Source organism: Paenibacillus sp. FSL W7-1332, from assembly GCF_037969785.1.
Taxonomy (GTDB): domain Bacteria; phylum Bacillota; class Bacilli; order Paenibacillales; family Paenibacillaceae; genus Paenibacillus_AQ.
This window is the reverse complement of record NZ_CP150209.1, coordinates 1,465,554-1,487,947: the sequence shown is the minus strand read 5'-3', so window position 1 is coordinate 1,487,947 and position 22,394 is coordinate 1,465,554. Positions and strand designations below refer to the sequence as shown.

Annotated in this window: 14 protein-coding genes; 4 read left to right on the top strand and 10 right to left on the bottom strand. The window is 49.5% G+C overall.

What is annotated here, in order from left to right:
• Positions 1-13: 13 nt before the first annotated feature.
• The 6 genes from MKX98_RS06355 to MKX98_RS06330 form a co-directional block, all read right to left on the bottom strand.
• The gene (locus tag MKX98_RS06355; protein WP_339222134.1) at positions 14-1,396 is read right to left on the bottom strand and encodes an extracellular solute-binding protein; all 1,383 of its coding nucleotides are present in this window, start codon (positions 1,394-1,396) and stop codon (positions 14-16) included.
• Between the two features lie 432 nt (positions 1,397-1,828).
• Positions 1,829-2,719 carry a carbohydrate ABC transporter permease gene (locus tag MKX98_RS06350; protein ID WP_194541198.1) on the bottom strand — a complete coding sequence of 297 codons (891 nt, stop codon included), beginning with the start codon at positions 2,717-2,719 and terminating at the stop codon, positions 1,829-1,831.
• Between the two features lie 30 nt (positions 2,720-2,749).
• On the bottom strand, positions 2,750-3,508 hold the full coding sequence (locus MKX98_RS06345; protein WP_339222132.1) for an ABC transporter permease subunit: 759 nt from the start codon (positions 3,506-3,508) through the stop codon (positions 2,750-2,752).
• 415 nt (positions 3,509-3,923) lie between these two features.
• Positions 3,924-5,687, bottom strand: a complete 1,764-nt coding sequence (locus MKX98_RS06340; protein ID WP_194541196.1) for an extracellular solute-binding protein — start codon at positions 5,685-5,687, stop codon at positions 3,924-3,926.
• Between the two features lie 163 nt (positions 5,688-5,850).
• Positions 5,851-7,659, bottom strand: coding sequence for a sensor histidine kinase (locus tag MKX98_RS06335; protein ID WP_194541195.1), 1,809 nt, complete (start codon positions 7,657-7,659; stop codon positions 5,851-5,853).
• Positions 7,656-9,284, bottom strand: a complete 1,629-nt coding sequence (locus MKX98_RS06330; RefSeq protein ID WP_339222130.1) for a response regulator — start codon at positions 9,282-9,284, stop codon at positions 7,656-7,658. Before MKX98_RS06330 ends, MKX98_RS06335 begins: the two co-directional genes overlap by 4 nt.
• A gap of 307 nt (positions 9,285-9,591) precedes the next feature.
• Between MKX98_RS06330 and MKX98_RS06325 the strand changes: the two genes are divergently transcribed.
• Complete coding sequence (locus MKX98_RS06325; RefSeq protein WP_339222128.1) at positions 9,592-12,495, top strand: family 78 glycoside hydrolase catalytic domain; 2,904 nt, start codon at positions 9,592-9,594, stop codon at positions 12,493-12,495.
• A 126-nt stretch (positions 12,496-12,621) separates the two neighbouring features.
• On the opposite strand, the gene MKX98_RS06320 is transcribed toward MKX98_RS06325, so the two are convergent.
• Positions 12,622-13,359 carry a FadR/GntR family transcriptional regulator gene (locus MKX98_RS06320; RefSeq protein WP_194541192.1) on the bottom strand — a complete coding sequence of 246 codons (738 nt, stop codon included), beginning with the start codon at positions 13,357-13,359 and terminating at the stop codon, positions 12,622-12,624.
• A gap of 109 nt (positions 13,360-13,468) precedes the next feature.
• Here MKX98_RS06320 and MKX98_RS06315 point away from each other — a divergent pair, with 109 nt between their 5' ends.
• A complete protein-coding gene (locus MKX98_RS06315; RefSeq protein ID WP_339222126.1) occupies positions 13,469-14,884 on the top strand; it encodes an FAD-linked oxidase C-terminal domain-containing protein in 1,416 nt (471 codons plus the stop codon).
• A 97-nt stretch (positions 14,885-14,981) separates the two neighbouring features.
• A complete protein-coding gene (locus MKX98_RS06310; RefSeq protein ID WP_339224337.1) occupies positions 14,982-16,247 on the top strand; it encodes a (Fe-S)-binding protein in 1,266 nt (421 codons plus the stop codon).
• Between the two features lie 165 nt (positions 16,248-16,412).
• Here MKX98_RS06310 and MKX98_RS06305 read toward each other — a convergent pair whose 3' ends face one another.
• The 3 genes from MKX98_RS06305 to MKX98_RS06295 form a co-directional block, all read right to left on the bottom strand.
• The gene (locus tag MKX98_RS06305; protein ID WP_339222124.1) at positions 16,413-17,093 is read right to left on the bottom strand and encodes an AraC family transcriptional regulator; all 681 of its coding nucleotides are present in this window, start codon (positions 17,091-17,093) and stop codon (positions 16,413-16,415) included.
• Positions 17,094-17,229: 136 nt separating this feature from the next.
• Positions 17,230-19,704 carry a hypothetical protein gene (locus tag MKX98_RS06300; protein WP_339222122.1) on the bottom strand — a complete coding sequence of 825 codons (2,475 nt, stop codon included), beginning with the start codon at positions 19,702-19,704 and terminating at the stop codon, positions 17,230-17,232.
• 3 nt (positions 19,705-19,707) lie between these two features.
• Positions 19,708-21,162 carry an L-fucose/L-arabinose isomerase family protein gene (locus tag MKX98_RS06295; RefSeq protein WP_194541187.1) on the bottom strand — a complete coding sequence of 485 codons (1,455 nt, stop codon included), beginning with the start codon at positions 21,160-21,162 and terminating at the stop codon, positions 19,708-19,710.
• A gap of 149 nt (positions 21,163-21,311) precedes the next feature.
• Between MKX98_RS06295 and MKX98_RS06290 the strand changes: the two genes are divergently transcribed.
• On the top strand, positions 21,312-22,106 hold the full coding sequence (locus MKX98_RS06290) for an AraC family transcriptional regulator (RefSeq protein ID WP_339222120.1): 795 nt from the start codon (positions 21,312-21,314) through the stop codon (positions 22,104-22,106).
• Positions 22,107-22,394 lie beyond the last annotated feature (288 nt).

The following is a 22,394-nucleotide window of genomic DNA, read 5'->3' as shown; positions in this document are numbered from 1 at the left end:
CCACCAAAACAAGTTACAGAGCATCATCCAGAACCGCCTGCAGCACTTGGCGATGTGTTTCTACAATGGTCGCGGGCGCTAATTTTTCGGTGTAAAGCTCGGTAAGCATTTGGTACACATTCCAGTCCGGGAACAGATCATGATTCATCACCGTATACTGAGGCGATTCCATCATCATTTTTGCAGCCTCAATGTCCTTCTCGTCGGCGAAATATTTTTCCAGCCGATCCTGGCCTTTGTACTCCTCCGTTGGGGTGATATCCCAAATCTTAGACATAATATAAAAAATCTCCTCCGGATTTTGGGTGCCCTTCAGAATGGTCCAGTAGTTCGGCGGATTCGAGACTGATTTGTATCCGTCCCCCTTAGGGCCTACCGGAAATTGAACAAACCCCAGGTCTTCGCCCAAATCATTGATGAAGCCCTCCCCTTCCCATTGAAAACCTACATACATTAGGATTTTGCCTTGTGTAAACAAGGTTTTTATTGCGGCTTGATCGTTTGTGATCATGGATTTGCCGGCGAGCTCCTGGGCGAATGTCAATGCCTCAACCGTGCGCGGATCGGACAACATTTCTTTCCCCTTATCCACATCCAATAAGTTTGAGCCGTTGGATACCACCGCGTGTGTCGTCACAGCAAGCTCTGTTCCCGCGAGTCCGTAAGTGTCGCCCTTCGTCACTTTGCCTACAATTTCTTGCAAGGCCTCCCAATTCCAATCGTCTTCCGCCACATATTCATGCAAATCCTTAATGCCGGCGTCTTTCAGCATTTGTTTGTTGTAATAAATTCCGGAAAAGTCCGTGTACGTTTTTTCAAAACCATACAGATGTCCCCCAAACGTACCTACATGATCCTTAATCATCGGATCGATGTAATTTGCGGCCGGTCCGCTAAAATCAATGACCTCATCAAGCGGAGTGATAAGTCCTGAACTCACCATCCCCGGAAACAGTGCTCTTCGTTCCAAACGAACGACATCAGCAAAGGGTGCGCCCGATAAGGCCGAACTTGTGGCCTGCTCTTTCATTGACGCATACGGCGTGGTCACGAACTTGATTGTAAAATTGTGTTTCTTCTGAAGCTCTTCGATATTTGCCTTGATCTCCTGATGCGGCGGTGAATCTCCGAATGCAATGTCCCACCAAGCGGTAACTACAATCTCACGTCCGCCCAGATCGAAATCCATCGTCCACTCGTCTGGATTTTCGGCAGCCGGTTCTTCTTGGACAGGCTCCTCTTTAGGTTCTACTGCTACATCGGTGCCCGGTTTGTTTTCCTCAACAATCGGAGCATCCTTTTCCACCGTCTTCGTACTTCCTCCACTGCAGGCAGCCATGGTAAATACAAACATCGCGATCATCAGCAGTAAGATCCCTTGCTTTGCAATCTTCATAAGCGCTTCCCCCCATAATTGAATTGTTCGTTACTTAGAACTGCATTTGCATGAACTCCTATCCCTCCCTGCCTCACTTCTTCTTTCCCTTTAACAGGAAAGCGCTCACAATAAACCGAGAGTAAGTCCTTTCGCTAGAAGGTTGACTAGGTCTCCTGCTCATTCCATGTTAAAAACAAAGCCGATAAGGCAGAATGGTGAAATTTACGGTATAGTTGAACTATTTAGGTTTAGAGTGATTTACGGGTTGAATTTTATTGTGATGGAGTTGAAATTCGTGGACAGGATCACAGGTCCGCTGAGGGTTTCAGTGAAACGATCCAAATACGGAGGCATCCCCTAACAGAAAAAAGGCATCCCGCAGATCTAAGATCTTTTAGGACACCCCTTCAATCACATTTGTATCGGCCCGCCCGGGACCTTACAGCTACATCAACCCTTTACCGCGCCGAGCATAATCCCTTTAACAAAAAATCGCTGCAGAAAAGGATAGACAATCACAATCGGCATGGTAACGAGCATCGTAATCGTCATCTGAACCGATTGGGGCGTCATCACTCTTGCTTGTCCGTTACGCGTCAGTTCCTCACTTGTCATTCCCGCTATACTGTTCGTCTGGCTGAGGAAGTTATAAAGCAAGAGTTGCAGCGTTTGGAGCTTTGGATCTGATACCAAAAAGAAGTTATCAAACCACGTATTCCACTGTCCGACGGCTGCAAATACAGTAATTGTGGCGATAATCGGCATGGACAAGGGAAATACAATGTGCGTGAAAATTTTGAAATAACTCGCGCCATCCATTTTCGCCGACTCCTCCAACGAAGGAGGTAATTGCTCCATAAACGTCTTGATAAGAATAATATAAAAACCGACCAATGCGCTTGGTATAATATAGAGGAGAAAGCTATTTTGCAGTCCATATGTTTTCATTGTTAAATACCAGGGGATAAAACCGGCATTAAAGTACATGGTAATTAATATGAACCGATAAATCAGCTTGCGGAATGGCATCTCCCGCTTGGTAATCAAATAAGCGAAGAAGGCGCTGCACAACACCGTGATCATCGTTCCCAGTATGGTCCGAAGCACGGAGATGATCGCTGCATCGGTAATCCCCTTTAATTGAAAGGCGGCTCTGTAGCTTTCCAATGAGAATCCTGCCGGCCAAAGATACACCCCTTTTTGTGCTTCGAAGGAATCGCTAATCGAGTAGATGAAAATATAATAAAACGGATAGACGGTCAAAATTAACAGCAACATGAGGAATAAATAGTTAACCGTATTAAAAATCAGATCCGATGTACTTTGCTTTCTTATACGCATATATAGTCCCTCCCTAGAATGCAGCACTTCTTAGACAATGCTCTCACCTCTGATTCTCTTAGACAATCCGTTGACCAGAAACAGTAGGATGATACTGATAACAGACTTAAACATCCCCACCGCTGTAGAATACGGAAAGTCATTCATCACCAGGCCAACCCTGTACACATATAAATCTAAGACTTCGATTTTATCCGCCACCATCACATTGTTAAACACGAGGTATTGTTCAAATCCTGCGGATAGTAAATTGCTCACCGCCAGCAGCTGCAGAACGATAAAGGTGGGCATGATGCTGGGTATCGTTATGTGGAAGATAATCCTGAATCTACCTGCGCCATCCACCTTCGCGGCATCATACATTTCGCCGTCAATGCTTACGATGGCGGCCAAATAAATAATCGCGCTCCAGCCTAAGGACTTCCAAAGAAGGATCAAGGTTTGGACAAGCCATACATGCTCGGAATTACCTAATACATTTATCTGCGTGTCCATACCCAAACGTAAAAAAATGGTTTGAATCGCTCCCTCGGAGCTAAACATGCTGAACGCGAGCGAATAAATAATGATCCAGCTAATATAGTGTGGCAGTGTAGACGTGGTCTGAAAAATCCGCTTAAACCGTTCGCTCTTAACCTCGGAGATCATCACGGCAAGCAGCACGGGGATTGGTGCGGTCAGAAGCCCCAGCAAACTCAAGGCCAGTGTATTGGTCAACACTCTGACCATGTTGGGATCGGTTAACATTTCCCGAAAATGCTCAAACCCTACAAATGCAGTTTGGCTCAAAGGGATCCCAGGGCGATAATCAAAAAACGCGTACAACCAGCCAAATAGGGGAACATAATGGAAGGCGAATGCTACGATGATAAAAGGAATCGCCATACACAACAAAATGATACCTTCTTTTCGGATCCGCGGTCGCTCCTTCTTAAGTAGCGGTTGTTGTTCTGATTGATAAGCAGTGTCCACTTTCATTTCTCTCCCTTTGATCAAATGTTTTTCTATATAGCCTCTGCAACCATATCTCAACATTACATGGAAGCTTCTGTATTCTGAATGAACGATCTAATGATTGAATTGAATATTCTAACGTTTACGTCTGGTTTCTTGAACAATTTACAGATTCTCTTGAAATCAGATTTATAAAAAGGAACAAGGGGCCCTGTTTCCAGGTTTCCTTGTTCCTTTTCTCAACGATTAGCTAGTTATTAAGCTTTGCCGGTAATGCTCCGACCGCTTCCCGTCTGTCTGCAATATCCTTGGTATAGAATTCTGTGAATTTATCCACGCCAGCATCTTTGAATGCCTTCAGCGCTTCTTCTTTAATCCGATTGAATTCATCGTCGGTCTTGGCCAGAATCAATTTTGCTGCATAACGGGCTGCCAGCTCTTTCACCTGGGCCTCAATCTTTAGCATATCTTCGGGAATAGCCGGGAGCCCAACCTTCCCCTCTTTGATCCGTTGCTCTGTTGTTAAATCCTTGCTTATCGTGTTCGCGTCCTGCAGCTTGCCTTCCGCAATTAACTTACCCAGGACCTCACCCGGATGCATAGCACCGTAATGGTCACTGAAATCCTTTTCCAGCTCGGTTATTCCTTGCGCTAAAGCCTCTTGTGTTTGGAATAGATCCAGAGGTGAATTTGTGACAGGATCCAACACGGCCCCACCAATCCCCATCAGATTCGTGTCCAAGGCAATTCCTGTATTCTCCCATGCTGTACCGCCTGCATTCCTTAACTCAAAGGTTTCGTCTTTTATTTGCGGTTTACCGTCGATCATCTCCCAGTGAACGCCCTCAACTCCGCTGTATAGCGTTCGTACTCCTTCATAGGAATATAAATAGTTTAAAAACTGCATAGCTTTTTCCGGGTGCTTTGAGCTCTTGGAGATCGCGTAGCTTTTTCCTGTCCAGCCTAATGGATTCACTCCGCCGCTCCATGCCCGCTTACCTGTTGGCAATACGACGTACCCTTTACCATCCTTAGCATATTTGGAGTTAAAGTCACCCATGGCCCATGTAGCTGGTCCAATTACAATTTGTCCGGCCGTAGCCTTGGCGGAATAATCATTGTTCTTCATCGTCAGGGCATCGGGATCCAGCAATCCTCTGCGATTCGCTTTGTTGTAAAAATCAACTGCAACCCAGAACGTGGAATCTTCCTCCATCAATATGTTTCTGTACTGCGTTTCATCAAGTTTTCTTGCCATGATATCACTATTGTTGGTTGTTTGCATGGTATACCACGCGAATGGGACAATATACGGCCAAAGTCCCCAATCCTGCCACATGGAAACACCGTATATCTTCTTCCCGTCTTCCGTCTGCGGGTGCTTCTGGACGATCTGCTCCAATACATCAAGCAGCTCATCCGGCGTATTGAACGCAGGCGCGCCGATCTCCTTATAGTAATCCCAACGAATCGTTGGTCCGATCGTCAGCGGCGGATAGATCGGACTAGGCTCTGACTGAACTTGCGGCGGCAGGAAGAAAAGCTGGTTTTTCCCTTCGCTCCAGTTCTCTTTGCTGTATTCTACAACGGTTGGAATATTCGCCGTAATGTCTTTTCCATGTTCCTTCAGCATATCATCCATTGGGATAATCAGATTACCGTCAATCAGCTGCTTACCATACTTTGCCGGCTCTGTCCTTACGATATCAGGCAGGTCTCCCCCAGCAAGTAAAACGTTGAATTTGCTGTCGTCCGCTTCTACATATTCAATCTTCACTCCAACCTTCTTCGCGATCTCCTCCGCTATAGCACTGTCCGGATAGGTGTTCCACTTCGATCCGGTTTCAATAATAAGCAGCCGGAGCGTCACGACTTCCTCATTGCTATCCGTCCCCACCTTTTCCGGAGAATCTGGTGTATTGCTTGTTTTGGTATTACTCGTACAAGCGGCAAGCAGCATCGATAAGATGATCAGCACCGCCATCGCCGGTCTGACGATCCCCCTTTTACTCATTGTATTCCCTCCTGGTCCTATGAAATAATTCCCTTCCTCCTTGATCTTAATGGTTGTGATTGTGCCGAAACACGCATAATATTAGGATTCTTTTGAATAATCTACAGATGACCGTTTCTTAAACTGAACAATTTTGAGATGAACTTGAACAATGCCATCAAACCTAACTATGTTTTGGAAGCCGGATCTGTATTTCTGTCCCTGTAAGCTGAGGTACCAACCAAACCCCGTATGCCGGCCCATCATTCAACTGGATCCGCTTGTTCACATTGTACAGGCCGATTCCGTTGCCGGACACGATTACCTCAGTATGATCTTCGCCGCTGCGCATTTTCTGGTTCAACTGTTCCAATCTGGCAGGAGGGATGCCCACACCTGAATCCGTAACAGTTATTATCAGATCATGCGCCTCTTCATGGACCTTGACTTGAATATGGATGGGTTGTCCGTCTTCTTGTCTTCCGAATGTAATGGAGTTCTCGATTAACGGCTGTAAAATAAACCGCGGAACCCTATGATCCAGGTAAGCTTCATCTACATCGATAGAGAAGATGACACTGCTGTTAAACCGCCAATTGATAATCTTAATGTAGTTCTCCAGATAGCTAAGCTCGTCCCTAAGAGTACACAGCGGCTCTTTACTCGTGAAGGCTGGACGTAGAATATTCCCCAGCGCTACGACACTGTTCACGATGTTGTCCGCTTTAATCGAAGAAGCCATCCAACGGATCATATTAAGCGTATTGTATAAAAAATGCGGGTTAATTTGATTTTGAAGCGCCTCCATTTCGAGTTCCCGTCTTTTCTCCTGCATCTCATTTGTTTTATGAATCAGATCCACAATGCTCAGCGACATCTCGTTGAATCGCCGAATCACCATACCAAACTCATTGTTTGGAATTTTGGCAAACGTAATTCCAATTTCCCCACGACTCATATCTTTCATCTTGTGCGAAAGAATACGCAGCGGCCGCGTCATCTTTTTGAGCCAGAAATAGGAAATGATGAACATCACAAGCAGACTGGCCAAGATCACGAACACCAGCAGTGTCTGTGCTGAATAAATATCCACCGATAAGGAATTGAGCGGTATTTCCTTCATCATGTACCAATTTGCTTCATTCAGACGATAGTACATAACCTGAACCGGTGAATTCGTACTGCCGTTATCGTAGCTTCCGTAATCTCCGGCGTGGTTAATGAACGGATTGTAAGGGCTGATGGAACCAACATCATCAGGATTGCTGCTGGAGATCACGATCCCCTTCTCGTTCACGATATACATCTTTCCCTCTTCAGCTTGGAGGGCGGTTGAATAAATGGAAGACAAGTATTCCTCATCCACATTTAGAATCAGCACGGCGTTGGTCACAGACTGATATAGCGGCCTGACCCCGCGCGCCATGCTGACGACCATTCCGTCATTAGGCTTCAGTTTGTAGGGATTGTAATGGCTCTTGTCAATTCCGCCCTGGATAATCATCTCGGGAAAAACCTGATGGGAGCGCTCGAAAATATCGGTTTGCATGAACTCTTTCAGCCACGGGTCGCTTGAATGGACAAGGGTTGTATTGTTGGTGCCGCCAATCAATCCCTGGACCCCGCCTACGATATAAATCGAATCAATAAAATCATAATTGCTGATATAGGGAGCAATGCTCTCATGAAGATCATTTTTCATCTCCATGAACTCGAATTCCCCCTTATCCGGCGTGTAATTAAGAAACCTTTGAACAGCGGGATCCAGGAGAAAGAACTTGGACAAAGAATCCACATCATCGATCAGCCCGGCAATGTTATGATCCAACTGCTGAAACTGTTGGAGCAATAAAGTCTCGTTATTCTCCTTGATGATTTTCAGCACAAAGGTGTAGATAAAGTAAGATGCGAAGGACAGCACAATCAGGCTAATAATCATATAGAATAAAATCAGCTGCGTGCCCAGCTTCTGAAATCGTCCTCTAAGTTTCATGTCACGCCTCTTTTTCCGGATAAAAACTGCCTACGATACTCATTTGGATTTAATCCTGTGATTTTTTTGAAGACCTTGCTGAAGTAAGTGTATTCCGGAGAGAACCCCACCTTAACGGCGATGTCGTATGATTTCAAATGGGTCCGTGTCAACAATTCCTTTGCTCGTTCAATTCGGTAACAGTTTAAGTACTCAACGAACGTAATTTGAAGTTCCTTTTTAAAGAGATTGCTTAGATAGCCAAAGCTTAAGTTTACATGGTCAGCCACCTGCTGCAGACTGATGTTTTGATCATAATTCTGTTTGATGAACTGTATGGCCTTCGAGATTTCTCCGCTCATATTCAGATTTGTCCTCGACTGCTCCACTACGTTAGATAAATACTCACTGATCTCCTCTAGCATTTCCGGCAAGGTATCACACTGGTCCAACGTTTCCGTTATATTGAATAACAGCATCTTTTCATTCTGATGATCGTCATATAAATTCGTGTTGATCCATTGGATGAATTGATACAAAATAATTCGTACCGACTTTTTCCCCTCTAATAAAGCGTTTACAAAATTGGTAATGTAGTCACTGTATTCCTTCTCCTTCATCGGGCTAAGCATATTACGCAGCGGCGGATAATCGCGTATTTTCTCCACTTGCGCAAGGACCTTGCTAAGATCAAGGGGATCGTTGTTGGTATGCTTCTGTCCAGGACCTGTAATAAACTTCTTTTCAAGAGCACGCCTGGACTCGAAATACAACTTGCGCAAAGACCCAAACCCGCTCTGCACACCGCTCACCCCAAATGAAACCGAGCCCTTGAAGTACGTATAAATCGCATCCTGAATTGTGCTGAGAATCGTATGGATTTCTTGCATGATCGATTGTTCAGAGAAAAGATCATCAAAGCTGAATAGGAGAATATAGTGGGTTTCATCCAGATACGTCGCAGGATCCCTATCGAAGGATTTGGTAATTTCATACAGTATATTCAATAAAGTCATTTTCACTAAATGTCCATGCTCGTCCCGGAATTTATGCTTTAACTCGAAATAACGGTCCAGCTCCATCGTGCATACCACCATTCTTACAGGGGAAAGGCGGATCCCGCTTTGTGCTGCAAACCGCTCGAATTCTTCGACGGAATAAATGCCGTAGAGCAAAAAATCCTTGATATATTTTTCCATGATCAGATCCATGTTAGCTGGCAGGAGTTGTTGTTCCTTACCTTGGGAATAAGCCGTAGATCCTTGGGCATCCAGCTCCATGCGTGTCCCGTTCAATACATTTTCGATTTCCTCTTCCGTCATGGTTAATTTGAGAATATAGTTGGATACACCAAGTGACATCGCCCGGCGTACAAGCTCGAACTCCTCCAGGCAAGACAACACCACAATCCGGGTGGCCCTATTTTCTTTACGTATATTCGATATTAACTCCATACCATCCATCTTAGGCATTCTAATATCGGTGATAACCAGATCAGGGAACCCCTCATTCAGGCAGTAATCCCAAGCCATCTGTCCGTCTGAAAGATCTGCTGCGACCTGCATATTGAATTTACTCCATTCCACGGAGTTTCTAAGGCCAATTCGAACGAGCATTTCATCTTCAACGATAATCACCTTATACATAACCGACCCCCCTTATTATAATGACGCCGTGTTTAACATAGCCCAAGTATAGCAAGGGCTTGTTGATCCTTCCACAGTTTTCGTTGAGCCGCTTCCGAAGATGCTGACAGTTTGCACTTCAATCCCAATCGGTATGTGTATACCTATGTTTAGGCTACGTATCACTATACAACCTTCCAATTTCGGTATACAATGGGTTTGCCGATCGGCGACTCCCCTCCCCTTCTATTTAGTCCAATTCCCTTCCTTCTTTTTAATTCATTCACTATATAAAAATACGGCCATTATTATTTCTGGGAGGTTTCTAATGAATCAACCTTCAGTATCAAATTGGCGAGCGTCCTGGATCTGGGGTGCCGGCTGTGAGAGTCCCCGTAATGAGTGGCGCTGCTTTCGACATTCCTTTGTCCCGGAAGGTACATTGGACCAAGCGCTGCTAAAGCTTACCGCTGATTCGCGTTATGTCTTGTATGTTAACGGGGAGCAGGTTGGACGTGGCCCCGTACGGTCTTGGCCCTTTGAACTCGCCTATGATGAATATGAGATCGGTCACTTGCTGCGGGCAGGTCAGGAAAATGTCATTGCTGTACTTGTCATCCATTACGGAATTTCCACCTTTCAGTATCTTCGAGGAAGGGCGGGATTGCTGGTACAGCTGGATAGACAGCGACTGACATCACCGTCCGAATCGGTTACCATTTCGGATGAGTCTTGGAAAACCGCTGTTCATTCGGGTTACGATTCATCTTCATCACGAATATCTTGTCAGCTGGGCTTTACTGAGATCTTGGACGCAAGAGGATGGGAAGAGGATTGGATCCAGACTGGATATGATGATAGTGGATGGGAGTCGGCAACCGCAATTGGCCCCGCAGGTATGGCTCCCTGGACGAGTCTGGTGGAACGCGATATCCCATACTTAACTGAGGAACCTCTCTATCCCTCCCACGTGGAGAGTCTCCGTGCAGTACGACCGGCGGCTTGGAGCGCTGTACTTGATCTGCGGAGTATTTTATTCCCTGAGAGCTCGGATCATGCGAATGTTATCGAGTTTTGCGGTCTCATCGCTACCCTGATCCGAATGGAACAGGCAGCCCCATTGACCGTTGGCATGGTAGACAGCGGCAGAACGCATGCCCGTCTAAGCGTAGATGGACATTGGTTGTCCGAAGACCGCTATGTCGGTGAAGTTCCGGAACGTTATACCACTTTTGAGCTGGAATCGGGCGAGCATCTTCTGCTTATAGATGTAACAGGCAGCTGTCATGGTCACGGCTTCCATATCGGCTTTGACAGCAGCGCCTCCTTTACTGTGCACGCACCCGCATTGGGGCCTGAGTATGTATCATCCGCCCCCTTTGTCTCCATCGGGCCCTTTGATGTTATTGAGGACATTGATCATCAACCGCGCCGTCTCCTGGAAAGAAATCACCCTGACTATGCAAAGATTTGCAGCGTGGCTTCATTGGCGGATTTGAAAACGTTCACAAGCTGGATTCACCCGATTAAGAATCAGCTTGTAAATCTCAATGATGTGTTTACCTCTTGCGTCTGGAAGGTCAACGAGCAGGTTTATCCGGTTCCATCGGCCATGCAGCAGGCAGTGCTGGCTACTCCGCACTCAGCGTCTATCCCTGTATACGCCGGTTTGGACACGGAGATCGTCATCGATTTCGGCCGGGAACTGTCAGGTTATATCGCCATTGAGCTGGATGCCTCCTCAGGCACTATCGTGGATGGTTACGGATTTGAGTACATGAGCGACGGCTGGCGTCAACATACCTACCTTGTGGATAATACATTCCGTTATGTTTGCAAGGACGGCCGTCAATCTTATGTTTCCGTAGTCCGGCGAGGGCTGCGCTACCTGGCTCTTACTTTGCGTGGAGCGTCCCGTCCTGTAAAGCTGCACGAAATAAAATTGATACAAAGCAACTATCCGGTTGCGAATGTAGGCAGCTTCCGCAGCAGCGACCCGCTGCTGAACGATATTTGGGCTATTAGTCGGGACACGACCCGGCTGTGCATGGAGGACACTTTTGTCGATTGCCCCGCCTTCGAGCAAGTATACTGGGTAGGCGATGCACGTAACGAGGCTTTAGTTAGCTACTACACCTTTGGGGCCAAAGAGATCGTCAGTCGCTGCCTGAAATTGGTGCCCGGTTCCTCCTGCCAGACGCCTCTATATGTGGATCAAGTGCCGAGCGGTTGGAACAGCGTGATTCCGAACTGGACTTTTTTCTGGGTAACGGCTTGTCTCGAATACTACCATTATCACGGGGAATTACCATTCATCGTGGACATCTGGCCGCATGTCAACCGCACGCTGGAGCAATATCTCAAGCTTCAGAATGACAAGGGACTACTGGAACGCTCGGGCTGGAACCTGCTCGATTGGGCACCGATGGAGCAGCCAAGAGAAGGTGTGGTGACCCCGCAAAATATGTTTATGGTCAAAGCACTGCGCGATGCTGCCGAGATCGGAGATACCGCCGGTGAATCGGCTGTCGCGGATCAGTTGAGGAAAGCTGCCGACAAGCTGCGCGATGCCATTGATCTGCATCTGTGGGATGAGGAACGGGCAGCCTATGTGGACTGTATTCATGCGGACGGGAGATATTCCGCCACGACCAGCATGCAAACACAGATCGTTGCGTATCTATGCGATATTGCGAATGGAGATCGCAAATCTACACTCGAGCGGTATATTACAGATCCTCCGGAACGGTTTGTGCAGGCAGGCAGCCCCTTTATGTTGTTCTTTTACTATGAAGCTTTAACGAAGCTCGGTCGCCCGGATCTACTGGTTGCAGATATGCGTAAAAACTATGGCTATATGATCGAACATGGCGCCACGTCCTGCTGGGAGATGTTCCCATGGAGTGGTTACCATAATAACCCAAGGGTGCTAACCCGTAGCCATTGTCATGCCTGGTCAGCCGCACCTGCTTATTTCCTCGGCCATCAGGTGTTAGGTGTGCAGGGACTTACTCCGGGTTGGGATAAGGTCCGTGTAGCACCTCAGCCCAGTGGATTGGCCTGGGCGCGAGGCACGGTTCCGCTTCCCGACAATGGGCGAATTGATGTCTCGTGGCGATTCGAAGACGAGGGTCTGCTTCACATGCGCCTGGAAGTTCCGGCACATGTAGAGGTGTTGACAGAGGCACCCGCCGGCTATGACATGAAGGTCGAATTGATTAGGCTCCCATAATCGACACAAAGCAACCGTGATGATCCCCTTTAAGTAGACAACGTGCAGTAAGCGCATTAAAGTCTACTTGGAGGGGTTTTTCTTGGGGTGAAATACGGGACATTCTCCGAACTCCCATCGCGATTGTCAATCTGATATGTTGTCGCCACCAGCCTCCAATGCTCCCCGAAGCACCTGTTCTACCTTGATCAGGTGGGCTTCGATCCGTGCGGCTGCCTGCTCTTGGTCCTGCCGCTCAATCGCGTCAAATATGGTCTGGTGCTCGATCAACAGCCGGGAAGCGGTTGATTGCTCTTTATAAAACCATAGTTCTCTGGTCTTCCGGATGGTTTCCGTTAAACGGTCGGATAACGACTCCATCAGCTGAATCAGCAACGTGTTGCCCGACGCAGCCGCTATGGCCATATGAAAAGCAATGTCAGCCCGTTCGCCTTCACGGGTATCCTTGGCGCTAAGCCCATGCTCCATCTGCAAAAGGGCGGCACGCATTCGCTCCAGATCCTGGTCCGTACGCCGTTTTGCAGCCAAGGAGGCGGCGCCGGTCTCCAGCACCTTGCGGACCTCCAGCAGCTCCACCAGGGATTCGGCGCCTTGAAACAGCACATCGGCGCCGCTTTTGGGCTCGCTGGGAAGGACCGGCTTCACATACGTTCCACCTCCTTGGCGCACATCGAGCCATCCCATAGCCTTGAGCGCGCTGACCGCCTCGCGGATCGTGGACCGCCCGACGCCGTAAGCGGCGGCCAATTCAACGACGGAAGGCAATTTTTGGCCCGGGAGGAGATGCCCTTCCCGAATTTGCTGAAGGAGATGCTCTCCTACGATTTCGTGCCCCTTCTGGTTTTCCACTTTGATCGTTCGCACGGCAATTTCGCCCCCTGTTTAAATTTTTAACTATTCATTACTATAATCATGTCATATAATAAAACAAAAGTCATCAGATGACCTGATCAATAGAGGAGGGAATTTCGATATGTTAGATCCGGCTCTCACCGCACAGCTTCGTGCCATCGTTGGTGATGCCCACTTTCGGGACGATAAAGAAGCATTGATTACCCACTCCTATGACGGGACCCCGATGCTGCAGGCGCTGCCGGACGGGGTAGTCTATCCTGAAAGCACGGAACAAGTTTCCGCCATAATGAAGGCGTTGTCATTCTATAAAATACCTCTCGTTTCCAGAGGCTCCGGCTCCAATCTATGCGGCGGAACCGTTCCGGTCCAAGGTGGGGTGGTTATGGTGATGCATAGGATGAATCGCTTGCTTGAGCTGGATTTAGAAAATCTAACGGCTACGGTTCAGCCCGGCATGATTACCGCGGATTTTATCCATCATATCGAGTCCTTAGGCCTGTTCTATCCTCCCGATCCGAGCAGCATGCGAATCTCGACGATCGGTGGAAATATCGCCGAATGCTCCGGCGGGCTTCGTGGTTTGAAATACGGCACGACGAAGGACTACGTGATCGGTTTGGAAGCCGTCCTCGCCAGCGGCGAAATCATCCGTACCGGCGGAAAACTGATGAAGGATGTGGCGGGATATGATTTGACCAAGCTGCTGGTCGGTTCTGAGGGCACGCTTGCGATCATAACGGAGGCAACCTTGAAGCTGATCCCTCCACCGAAGAGCAAAATGACGATGCTCGCCATGTTCCGCGATCTGTACGGGGCGGCACGCACCGTATCCGCCATTATCGAATCCAAAATCATTCCGGCGACGCTGGAATTCATGGATAACCCGACCATACGTGTCGTTGATGATTTTGCCAAGCTGGGCCTTCCTTTGGATATGGAAGCCATTCTGCTGATTGAGCAGGACGGTGATCCTGAAACCGTGACCAGAGATATTGAACAGATTCGTCAGATATGTACACGCGAGCAGGCGGACACAATTCAGGTGGCTGCCACCCGGGAGGAAGCAGAGCGGCTGCTGACGGCGAGAAGAAGCGCCTTTACGGCGCTGGCACGTCTTCGCCCAACCACCATTCTTGAGGATGCGACCGTTCCCCGGTCCAAGATCGCCGACATGGTACGCCGGATCAATGAAATTTCAATCAAATACAACGTCACGATTGCTACCTTCGGCCATGCCGGCGACGGCAATCTGCATCCTACGGCGACGACCGATGCCAGAGATACCGAGGAAATACACAGGGTAGAGCAGGCCTTCGAGGAAATTTTCGCCGCCGCCCTTGAGCTTGGCGGAACGATTACCGGCGAGCACGGGGTAGGCATGGTGAAGGCTCCGTTCCTTGAATGGAAGATCGGCGCCTCCGGCATGGAGCTCATGAAGGGGATTAAGAAGGTGTTCGATCCCGACAATTTGTTAAATCCGGGCAAGGTTTTTGCCAAAGAAACAAGGAGAAGGGTGGTTATAGGCCGTGGATAAACAAACCAACATAAGCAAGAAACCCCAGATTAACCACGCGAATCCCTTGGCTCGGACCTTGCTGGAGAAACTTGATTACGATCAATTAACCAACTGCATGCGCTGCGGGTTTTGCCTCCCGGCCTGCCCCACGTTCAGGGAAACCGGGGTCGAGCCGGAATCTCCCCGGGGGCGCATCGCATTGATGAAAGCCGTTGCTGACGGACTAATGGAACCCGATGACATGTTTCGCGATCAGATGAACCATTGCCTGGGATGCCGAGCCTGCGAGCCGGTATGTCCGGCCGACGTCAAATACGGCCAACTGATCGAACAGGCCAGGGATGCAATCGAGGATCACTCTGTGCATTCGCCACCCGTTAGGGGGATCCGCAAGCTCTTTTTCAAGGGGGTATTCCCTCACCGCAACCGATTGAAATCGTTGGGCAGAACGCTAAACTTTTACCAAACATCCGGTTTGCGACGCGTGGCAAGAGGAACCGGAATTATGCGGCTCTTTCCCAAGCCACTGCGCGATATGGAGCGGATTCTGCCGGATGCCACCGCACAGGGAGTCATCGAGCAGCTCGGAACCGTCCATCCAGCCAAAGGTGCTCCAATTGCGCGCGTGGCTTTGTTCAGGGGCTGCATTATGGACGTGATGTTTGCCGGCACCAATGTCAACACGGTCAAACTGCTCTCGGAAGCCGGGTTTGAAGTTGTGATTCCCCCGGAACAAACTTGCTGCGGGGCTTTGCATGCCCACAGCGGGGAACTTGAGCTCGCAAGAAATCTGGCAAGGATCAACGTCAAGGTGTTCAAGGAATTGAACGTGGACTATATCGTATCCAATGCTGGCGGCTGCGGGGCCCTGCTCGTGGAGTATGACCATCTGCTCCACGGGGATGAGGATTGGAATGAACAAGCCGCCTGGTTCGCGAGCAGGGTCGTGGATATCAGCAGGCTGCTCGTGGAGCAGGGGCGGATCCCTGCATTTGCCGAATCTGCAGCGACAACAGCCGAACCGGTGATCGTCACGTATCAGGATTCGTGCCATTTGCGCAATGTCATGCGCAGCGGATCGGCGCCTAGGCAGCTCATAAACCAAGTAGCTAATGTCACCTTTCAGGAAATGAAGGAAGCGGACCGCTGCTGCGGCTCCGCAGGCATTTACAATGTGACGCAGCCCGAGATGGCGGGCCAGATCCTGGAGCACAAGATGGATAACGTCAATGTGACCGGTGCCAGGTATATTCTAACCAGCAATCCCGGTTGTCTTCTGCAGATGAAGCTTGGGGTGGAACAGCATGGCCGCGGCGAACCGATAGAAGTAAAGCATGTGGTTGATTTTCTGTATGAACGATTGTCCAAACAAGATGCTTGATTCTTATGTACGACAGTCTCTTGGAAGAACGCTCTTCTGACAGCATGTAACGGCAAGCCTCACCAGCTAAAAGAACCGACACCCGGAATTTGCGGTGTCGGTTTATTCATGACCTATTATTTTGCAGCCCCCTCGAAGCGTGCCCCACCCCAGTGAAGCTCATTCTCACCACGATTTACTGCTGTCACGATACTCCTGCGGGGTGAAACCGGTTCTTTTCCTAAATAGTCTTGTAAAATAAGGGGCAGATTCCAGACCTATTTCTGAGGCGATCTCATGAATCTTCCGGTCTGTCGTCTTCAGAAGCAGCTTAGCCTTGTTAATCCGGGTTTTGTTGATATAACTCAGCAGCCCCTGTCCGGTCATCTGCTTATATAGCCTGGAGAAGTAAGGCGGACTCAAATAAACAAGCTCAGCCAGCTTGGTAAGGGACAGCTCTTCATGCAAAAACTGATGAATGTAATCATGAACCTTAGCAATCATCTCATGGGTTCTCTCAATCTGCTGCTGCCCATTGTAATCGGCCAGTACGGCCCCCAGCTCGCAAAAATAATCGATCATTTCATTCCATCCGGCATGTTCATCGGGGCTTAGCATTTTCTCGGCCTGAATCGTAGAGGAATCAAGCTCTTTCAACAATCTTCGCCTATTTATGTATGACAGGAAGAACGCGGACAGACGGGAAAACAACTCAAGCTCGCACCACCTGCCTTCCTCTTCAGAGAAGAGAGGAACCTCTACAGTGAACAGCTCACGAAAGAATGCTACAAATTCTCCCTTCTCTCCGTTATCCAAATAATTCTCGAGCAAATCGAATTTGTTAAGCCTCGATCGAAGCTGTTCCATTTCTATAAACAAACGGCTTGATCGTCTCCTCTCTTCCCTTTTCGGTTCGGTATTGAGCAATTTCATCACCAATGCCCATTCGAAATGTCCGCTTCAGCTTGTATCCGGTATATCATGATCGTGACACGCTCCTCTCCTACCAGGAAATGTTGATCGTACCGCTGATCTCTTCCAGCAAAACCTTGTTCCCCTGCCGTGTCCAGGGGACTTCCTCATGCGCGGCATAGCTGCACCTTATATCCAAACGTTCTCCTTCAATCGCCCATAAAGGCGGGTATACGGTCACAGCGGCCTCCTTGAGGCCGCCGACGGTAATCGTCCGGACCGGATTCACCTTTCTGGTGGACACTGGGCTGTTCTCGCGGCACCATATTTGTCCAGGCTCCTTCTGGTCGACAAATACCCGACATTCGTCATGGAAGGTCCGGTCCAGTGCATAAGCAGCTTCCGCAACGCCTCCCATGGTCGCTTGGCCGATGATGACCGGAATGCCCTCAGGCATCCGGAGGCGGAAGGTCACCGAGGAATCCTTCTTGCAACCGGTGTATATAAAGGCATTATCATGCCGCTTTACGAACATGAGCGCAGGCGTGGATGATTCCTCGTACTTATCCTGCACAATCGTGTATCCGAAGTGCTGAAGCATGTATCGCAGGACAACGGAACCGTCAAGCAGCGAAGCATCCTGTCTTACGGGCAGATGGGTAATACCCGAATCTTCAAACGGCAGGGAACCTCTCACCCAGCCGACACGGCCGCCACCCCAGGTCGGATGCTGTCTGCTTATCGCATACACCCGCACCTCGCCATCTTGATGAAGATTCACCGCCGAGGTCGTGAATGCATCGTTCGCATTGTTGAGTTGTTCCCGGAATCCCCCATCGCCAATACGAGCCTGATGGCGAAGCCTCCGTGACCGGAACAACGGTTGGGAAACGGACAGTCCATCTTCCAGAAAATCAAAGCCGCCCACTTCAAAATCGCCTTCCAGGGCCTCGCCTAACTTTAAATTTAGGAGGTCCAGCAACGTGGAGTCGTTAACAGCACCGTAAAGCAGTAGCCGGCCGCCCGAGCGGACATAATTCGTAAAGTAATCAGCATTCGCGCCGGTCAGCCAAGAAGCCGACACGAGAAGGATCGTATCCTTCAGCTTCCCAGCCGCGTCTTGGTTCATCCTAAACAAGCTGTCTGTTCCGATCACCGTATTCAGCGGCAATCCCTGATTGATGGCGTTGCGGATGAACCAGTCATGAAAGAAGATGCTCCCGGAATGACTGCTCGATGCCGCTATCCTATCATGCAGCTCACGGAATGGATAAACCCAGGTCAAGAGGCCCGGCTGGTCCGGCGCCTGCGTTATTGCTCTTCGCAGATGCGGGATGATTTCCTGCGCATCCTCTTCGTTCAGCTCACCCTTCTCGGTATCAATCGTCAGAATCTCCACAATCCCGGGTCCCTCAAGCTCCCCCGCATGGTTCACCCTGGCTGCGGCCAGCGGACAGTAGATGTCGTGTGGTTCGCGGTCATATAAATCCCGCCACGGATTTTGCCAGAACCATGGATCATTCGGATAGAAACGGAAAGGATAGGTAACGCCGGGGATTTCGGCGATTCTGGACAGGTACCCCGTCATTTCCAGTCCAAAGTCATAATTGAGGGCTCCCCACGGAGAATTGGGCGGAGGGAGCTCAATGTATCCTTTTTCATACAAGGAAAGCATCGGGATGTAATCTTTTGCCAGATCCATCCCCGTCCCGAAGTTCGTGCCCCGGATTTCGGTACGATAATTCGGGCACTCGCGTTTGAAATCGTCCCAGAAGGACATCACCTTAGTGGACAGCTCGTTGTAATCGGTCAAAGGCATTTGCGAGCCGTTATAATTGGCACCCAAATACGTCCAGGGAAAATAGGAAACCGCAAAACCGTTGGAAAACCAAATATAATCAAAACCCATGGCAGGCAGAAAGCTCGCGCATTGACGCCCGAGAAATTCGCCGAAAGGAGTACCTTCCGGAATCCCGTTCAGATAAGCCGCATACCCGGCACCGTCTGCGTGAAGTTTGGACCAAGTACAAACGACCGTATAATCGGCTTTGAGCGATATATACTGTCCTCCAAGCTCTGCCCTATTAATCTCCGGATGATCCCGATATTTAAAATCGGAATAAGCAAATTCTGGACCAGCATCAAACGTAGCCCCCACCTCCATGCTCACCCCAAATTGCTCGGCAGCCACTCGTTTGAAGCTGCTCACAATCCTTCCGAGATCGCCGTAAGTCATACGGACAGGGTTATCCCTGTAGGGGCGAGCGATTCTTGGGTCGTCCTCTCCCTGAATGTGGCTAAAACAGTGCTCATTGGCGAAACCGATATACTTGGCCCATTCGAATTCCGTCTCCTCGTTCCCGTCCCAGGTTAAAATTTCGCTGCCATCGGCTACCCACAACAGCATCGAAGCCTTGTCGGCCATGCCGATCAGCGGGAGCCATTGACGGATGGCCTCGGCGCATATCACGTCAATCGCCGTCTGTTCCAAGTTCGTAAACGGCTTGAGACTCATTTCGAGTGTGACCCGGTTCAGCCTTCGTTGACGTTCTCTGGATTGACTCATCCTTTATATGCCCCCCTGTACCACTTCAAGCTCAATGCCCAGCACATTGGCCACATTCCTAATCTTGGCATTCAGGTGGCCGACCCCGAGGGCAAAATGGTGGGTCGGTCCTGCCGCACACCAATTCTCCACGAACTCGGCAACACGGCATCCGAAGCTGCAGCGCGTGTTGGTATTGCCGGTTTGGGGAATCTCCCCCTGTACGGATTCGCCCTGGGCCGCAATCATTTTGAATCGCCCGTCCTCCGTCTGTGAAATGCCCAGCAGTGTCACGGGGCCGGTCTTTATGCTGAACTCCACCCCGATGCCCGATCCGCTCTTGCCGTGGAACACATCCAATCCGCGGATAACCGGCTTTCCGTCGCTGATCCGAATATTGTGCGGTCCATCGTGTCCGACCAGCACGATATCGTCCTCGAAGTCGCACGGATGCAGCTCGGCAAAGGACCCGCCGCCGCCGAGTCGGTCCATGATCAGCATGGCCGCGCACGTTTTCAAATCCGCCTCCCCTGCCAGAGGAATGCCCTTGGCGGTAAGCAGCGAATTGCCGAGCACCATATTCGAGCCGATCCGCTCATATTCGTTGTTGTCCAATCCACGATAATAATAGGCCAATCCGGTCAGCCCGTATTCGGCTACCAGCTTATCGAGCCCGACCGCTACCTTGGCGGACCAATCGAGATCCTCTTGACGGATCGGCCTCGTAATCGGATCGATAAACGGATCGGCCATGGTAAACACGCTGTGGATTTCATCCAGCTTGTCGGCCATTTCGGTCGAAGTTACCCCATTGACCAATTTGGCGAGATCGCACATCTCCAGCATTTGAATATGCGAACCGAAAGCGGCCGTAAAAGCGGTAGGGTCAGAGTTCATGTCATACATGCCCTCGTACGTGTGGCCCAGATATCCGATCCGGGCATATTTGAAGGCTCTGCGGGCATTCGCAACCTGGCACCACGCCGCAAGTTCCCGCGCTGCTCTTTCATCATTGTCGAGCGTGCCGACAATCATGCCGGCAGCCGGCTTACCGGCCCGCACAAGAACGCCGCTGATTTCGGGAAGGGAGCATATATTGTCGTTGGCCAGCTGCATATAAGTCGTTGTATGGCGATAGTCCAGCTTTTTTAACGGCTGCAAAGCTACCAATACGGTAGGCACCGAAAGGTTAAGAATCGCAGTTACGGCCGACGATGAGGTCACATAAGTGCTTAAATTGCAAAACAAAAAGTCCACGTCAGCAGCTTTTAAGCGAGCCGCCGCTGCAAAGGATTGATCCACATTATCCACAAAACCTGCCGATACCACCTCAACATCCAGATTCCGAAGCATATTCTCAAATTTTTTTCCGTTCCCTTGCAGCTCTTCCTTAAGTCCGGAGAATTGCCCCCAGTAAGGCTCATGCCCCACCGTTATTACACCCACTCGGGCCTTGGCACGATGGATGAATCCACTCATATCGAACACCACCTGATTCATTTGATTTAGACTTGCCGATTTAAAACTTCAAGTCAGGCAAAACATGTATAAAACAACCCGTTGGAAAAAATACGCGTTTCGCATATAATGACCCTTAATCACTTATCCCAGGAAAAGGAGCTGGTCCCATGATTGAACCCGTTGCCATTTATTTCGAGCACTGCGAGCCGGGGTGGCATGTTCCGCCCGCTCCGGCAGACCATTATATTTTGCTGCTCCTGACTTCCGGTGAAATCGTTTACAACGTAAGTGGAGCCAAGTTATCGTTGGAAAAAGGCGATATGCTGTTTATTCCCGAAGGCGCACACCGGTCGGCCGTCAACCAAAGCGGACACCCACATGACATGTATGCCGCCCATTTCCGATATAAAGGAAACGGCGAAGGCCTGCCCCTGCTGTCGGAACCGCAGAGCATCAAGGCCAAGTTGGTCAATGCGGACTATATGAGGCACCGCTTTTCCCTGCTTACCCAGCATTGGCTCCGCAAGTCACCCTATACACGGACCCTCTGCCACGGCATGATGCTGGAGATGCTGGCTATCCTTAACGAGGACGTCGGCAACCGCTCCATCCCGGCCAAGTCCTACGGCATTGTCATGCAGCTGCAGCAGTACATTCTGGAGCACTACCGGGAGACCATATCCGTTCAGGATCTTGCCGCCCATGTCGAATTGACACCCAATTACATAAGCGGCCTGTTCCGGCAAGCAACGGGGGTTACATTAACCGAATACATCCAGCAGATCCGCATCTCAGCCGCCTGCGACCTGCTGACAGGCTCCCAGATGAACGTCAGCGAGATTTCGGACTATCTCGGCTTTTGTGAGCCCTCCTATTTCAATAAAGTGTTCAAAAAAATCACCGGCATTCTGCCGTCTGTCTATGTCAAGGAGAAGCCGCGTATTTGGGTGAAAACAAAGTAAAACGGCATCTATGTCCCTTGGCCGCCATATCATTCGAGCCTTTAAAATTATCAACGCTAAATTTATGGAATAAATTCCAGGTCGTAACACCCAGCCAAAAAACGGCAATCCGTCCGCACGGATCAACAATTCGTCCGTTATCGCTTATTCGAAGCTTCTGCACCCCTCCCGTACAACCCATAACAACTCTCCTGTTGAAATGTCTGTGTGCTGAACCGGTTCATGCTTTAAGTTTAATGCGCATCTATCCTCCGAGCCATGAACGCAGCTATGATTTCTGGAAGGATT

Excerpts from the sequence above, each read along its gene's own strand:
- MKX98_RS06325 (WP_339222128.1), top strand. The coding sequence starts at position 9,592 with ATGAATCAACCTTCAGTATCAAATTGGCGAGCGTCCTGGATCTGGGGT.
- MKX98_RS06305 (WP_339222124.1), bottom strand. The coding sequence starts at position 17,093 with ATGGAACAGCTTCGATCGAGGCTTAACAAATTCGATTTGCTCGAGAAT.
- MKX98_RS06355 (WP_339222134.1), bottom strand. The coding sequence starts at position 1,396 with ATGAAGATTGCAAAGCAAGGGATCTTACTGCTGATGATCGCGATGTTT.
- MKX98_RS06290 (WP_339222120.1), top strand. The coding sequence starts at position 21,312 with ATGATTGAACCCGTTGCCATTTATTTCGAGCACTGCGAGCCGGGGTGG.
- MKX98_RS06330 (WP_339222130.1), bottom strand. The coding sequence starts at position 9,284 with ATGTATAAGGTGATTATCGTTGAAGATGAAATGCTCGTTCGAATTGGC.
- MKX98_RS06315 (WP_339222126.1), top strand. The coding sequence starts at position 13,469 with ATGTTAGATCCGGCTCTCACCGCACAGCTTCGTGCCATCGTTGGTGAT.
- MKX98_RS06350 (WP_194541198.1), bottom strand. The coding sequence starts at position 2,719 with ATGCGTATAAGAAAGCAAAGTACATCGGATCTGATTTTTAATACGGTT.
- MKX98_RS06340 (WP_194541196.1), bottom strand. The coding sequence starts at position 5,687 with ATGAGTAAAAGGGGGATCGTCAGACCGGCGATGGCGGTGCTGATCATC.
- MKX98_RS06300 (WP_339222122.1), bottom strand. The coding sequence starts at position 19,704 with ATGAGTCAATCCAGAGAACGTCAACGAAGGCTGAACCGGGTCACACTC.
- MKX98_RS06295 (WP_194541187.1), bottom strand. The coding sequence starts at position 21,162 with ATGAGTGGATTCATCCATCGTGCCAAGGCCCGAGTGGGTGTAATAACG.
- MKX98_RS06335 (WP_194541195.1), bottom strand. The coding sequence starts at position 7,659 with ATGAAACTTAGAGGACGATTTCAGAAGCTGGGCACGCAGCTGATTTTA.
- MKX98_RS06310 (WP_339224337.1), top strand. The coding sequence starts at position 14,982 with ATGCGCTGCGGGTTTTGCCTCCCGGCCTGCCCCACGTTCAGGGAAACC.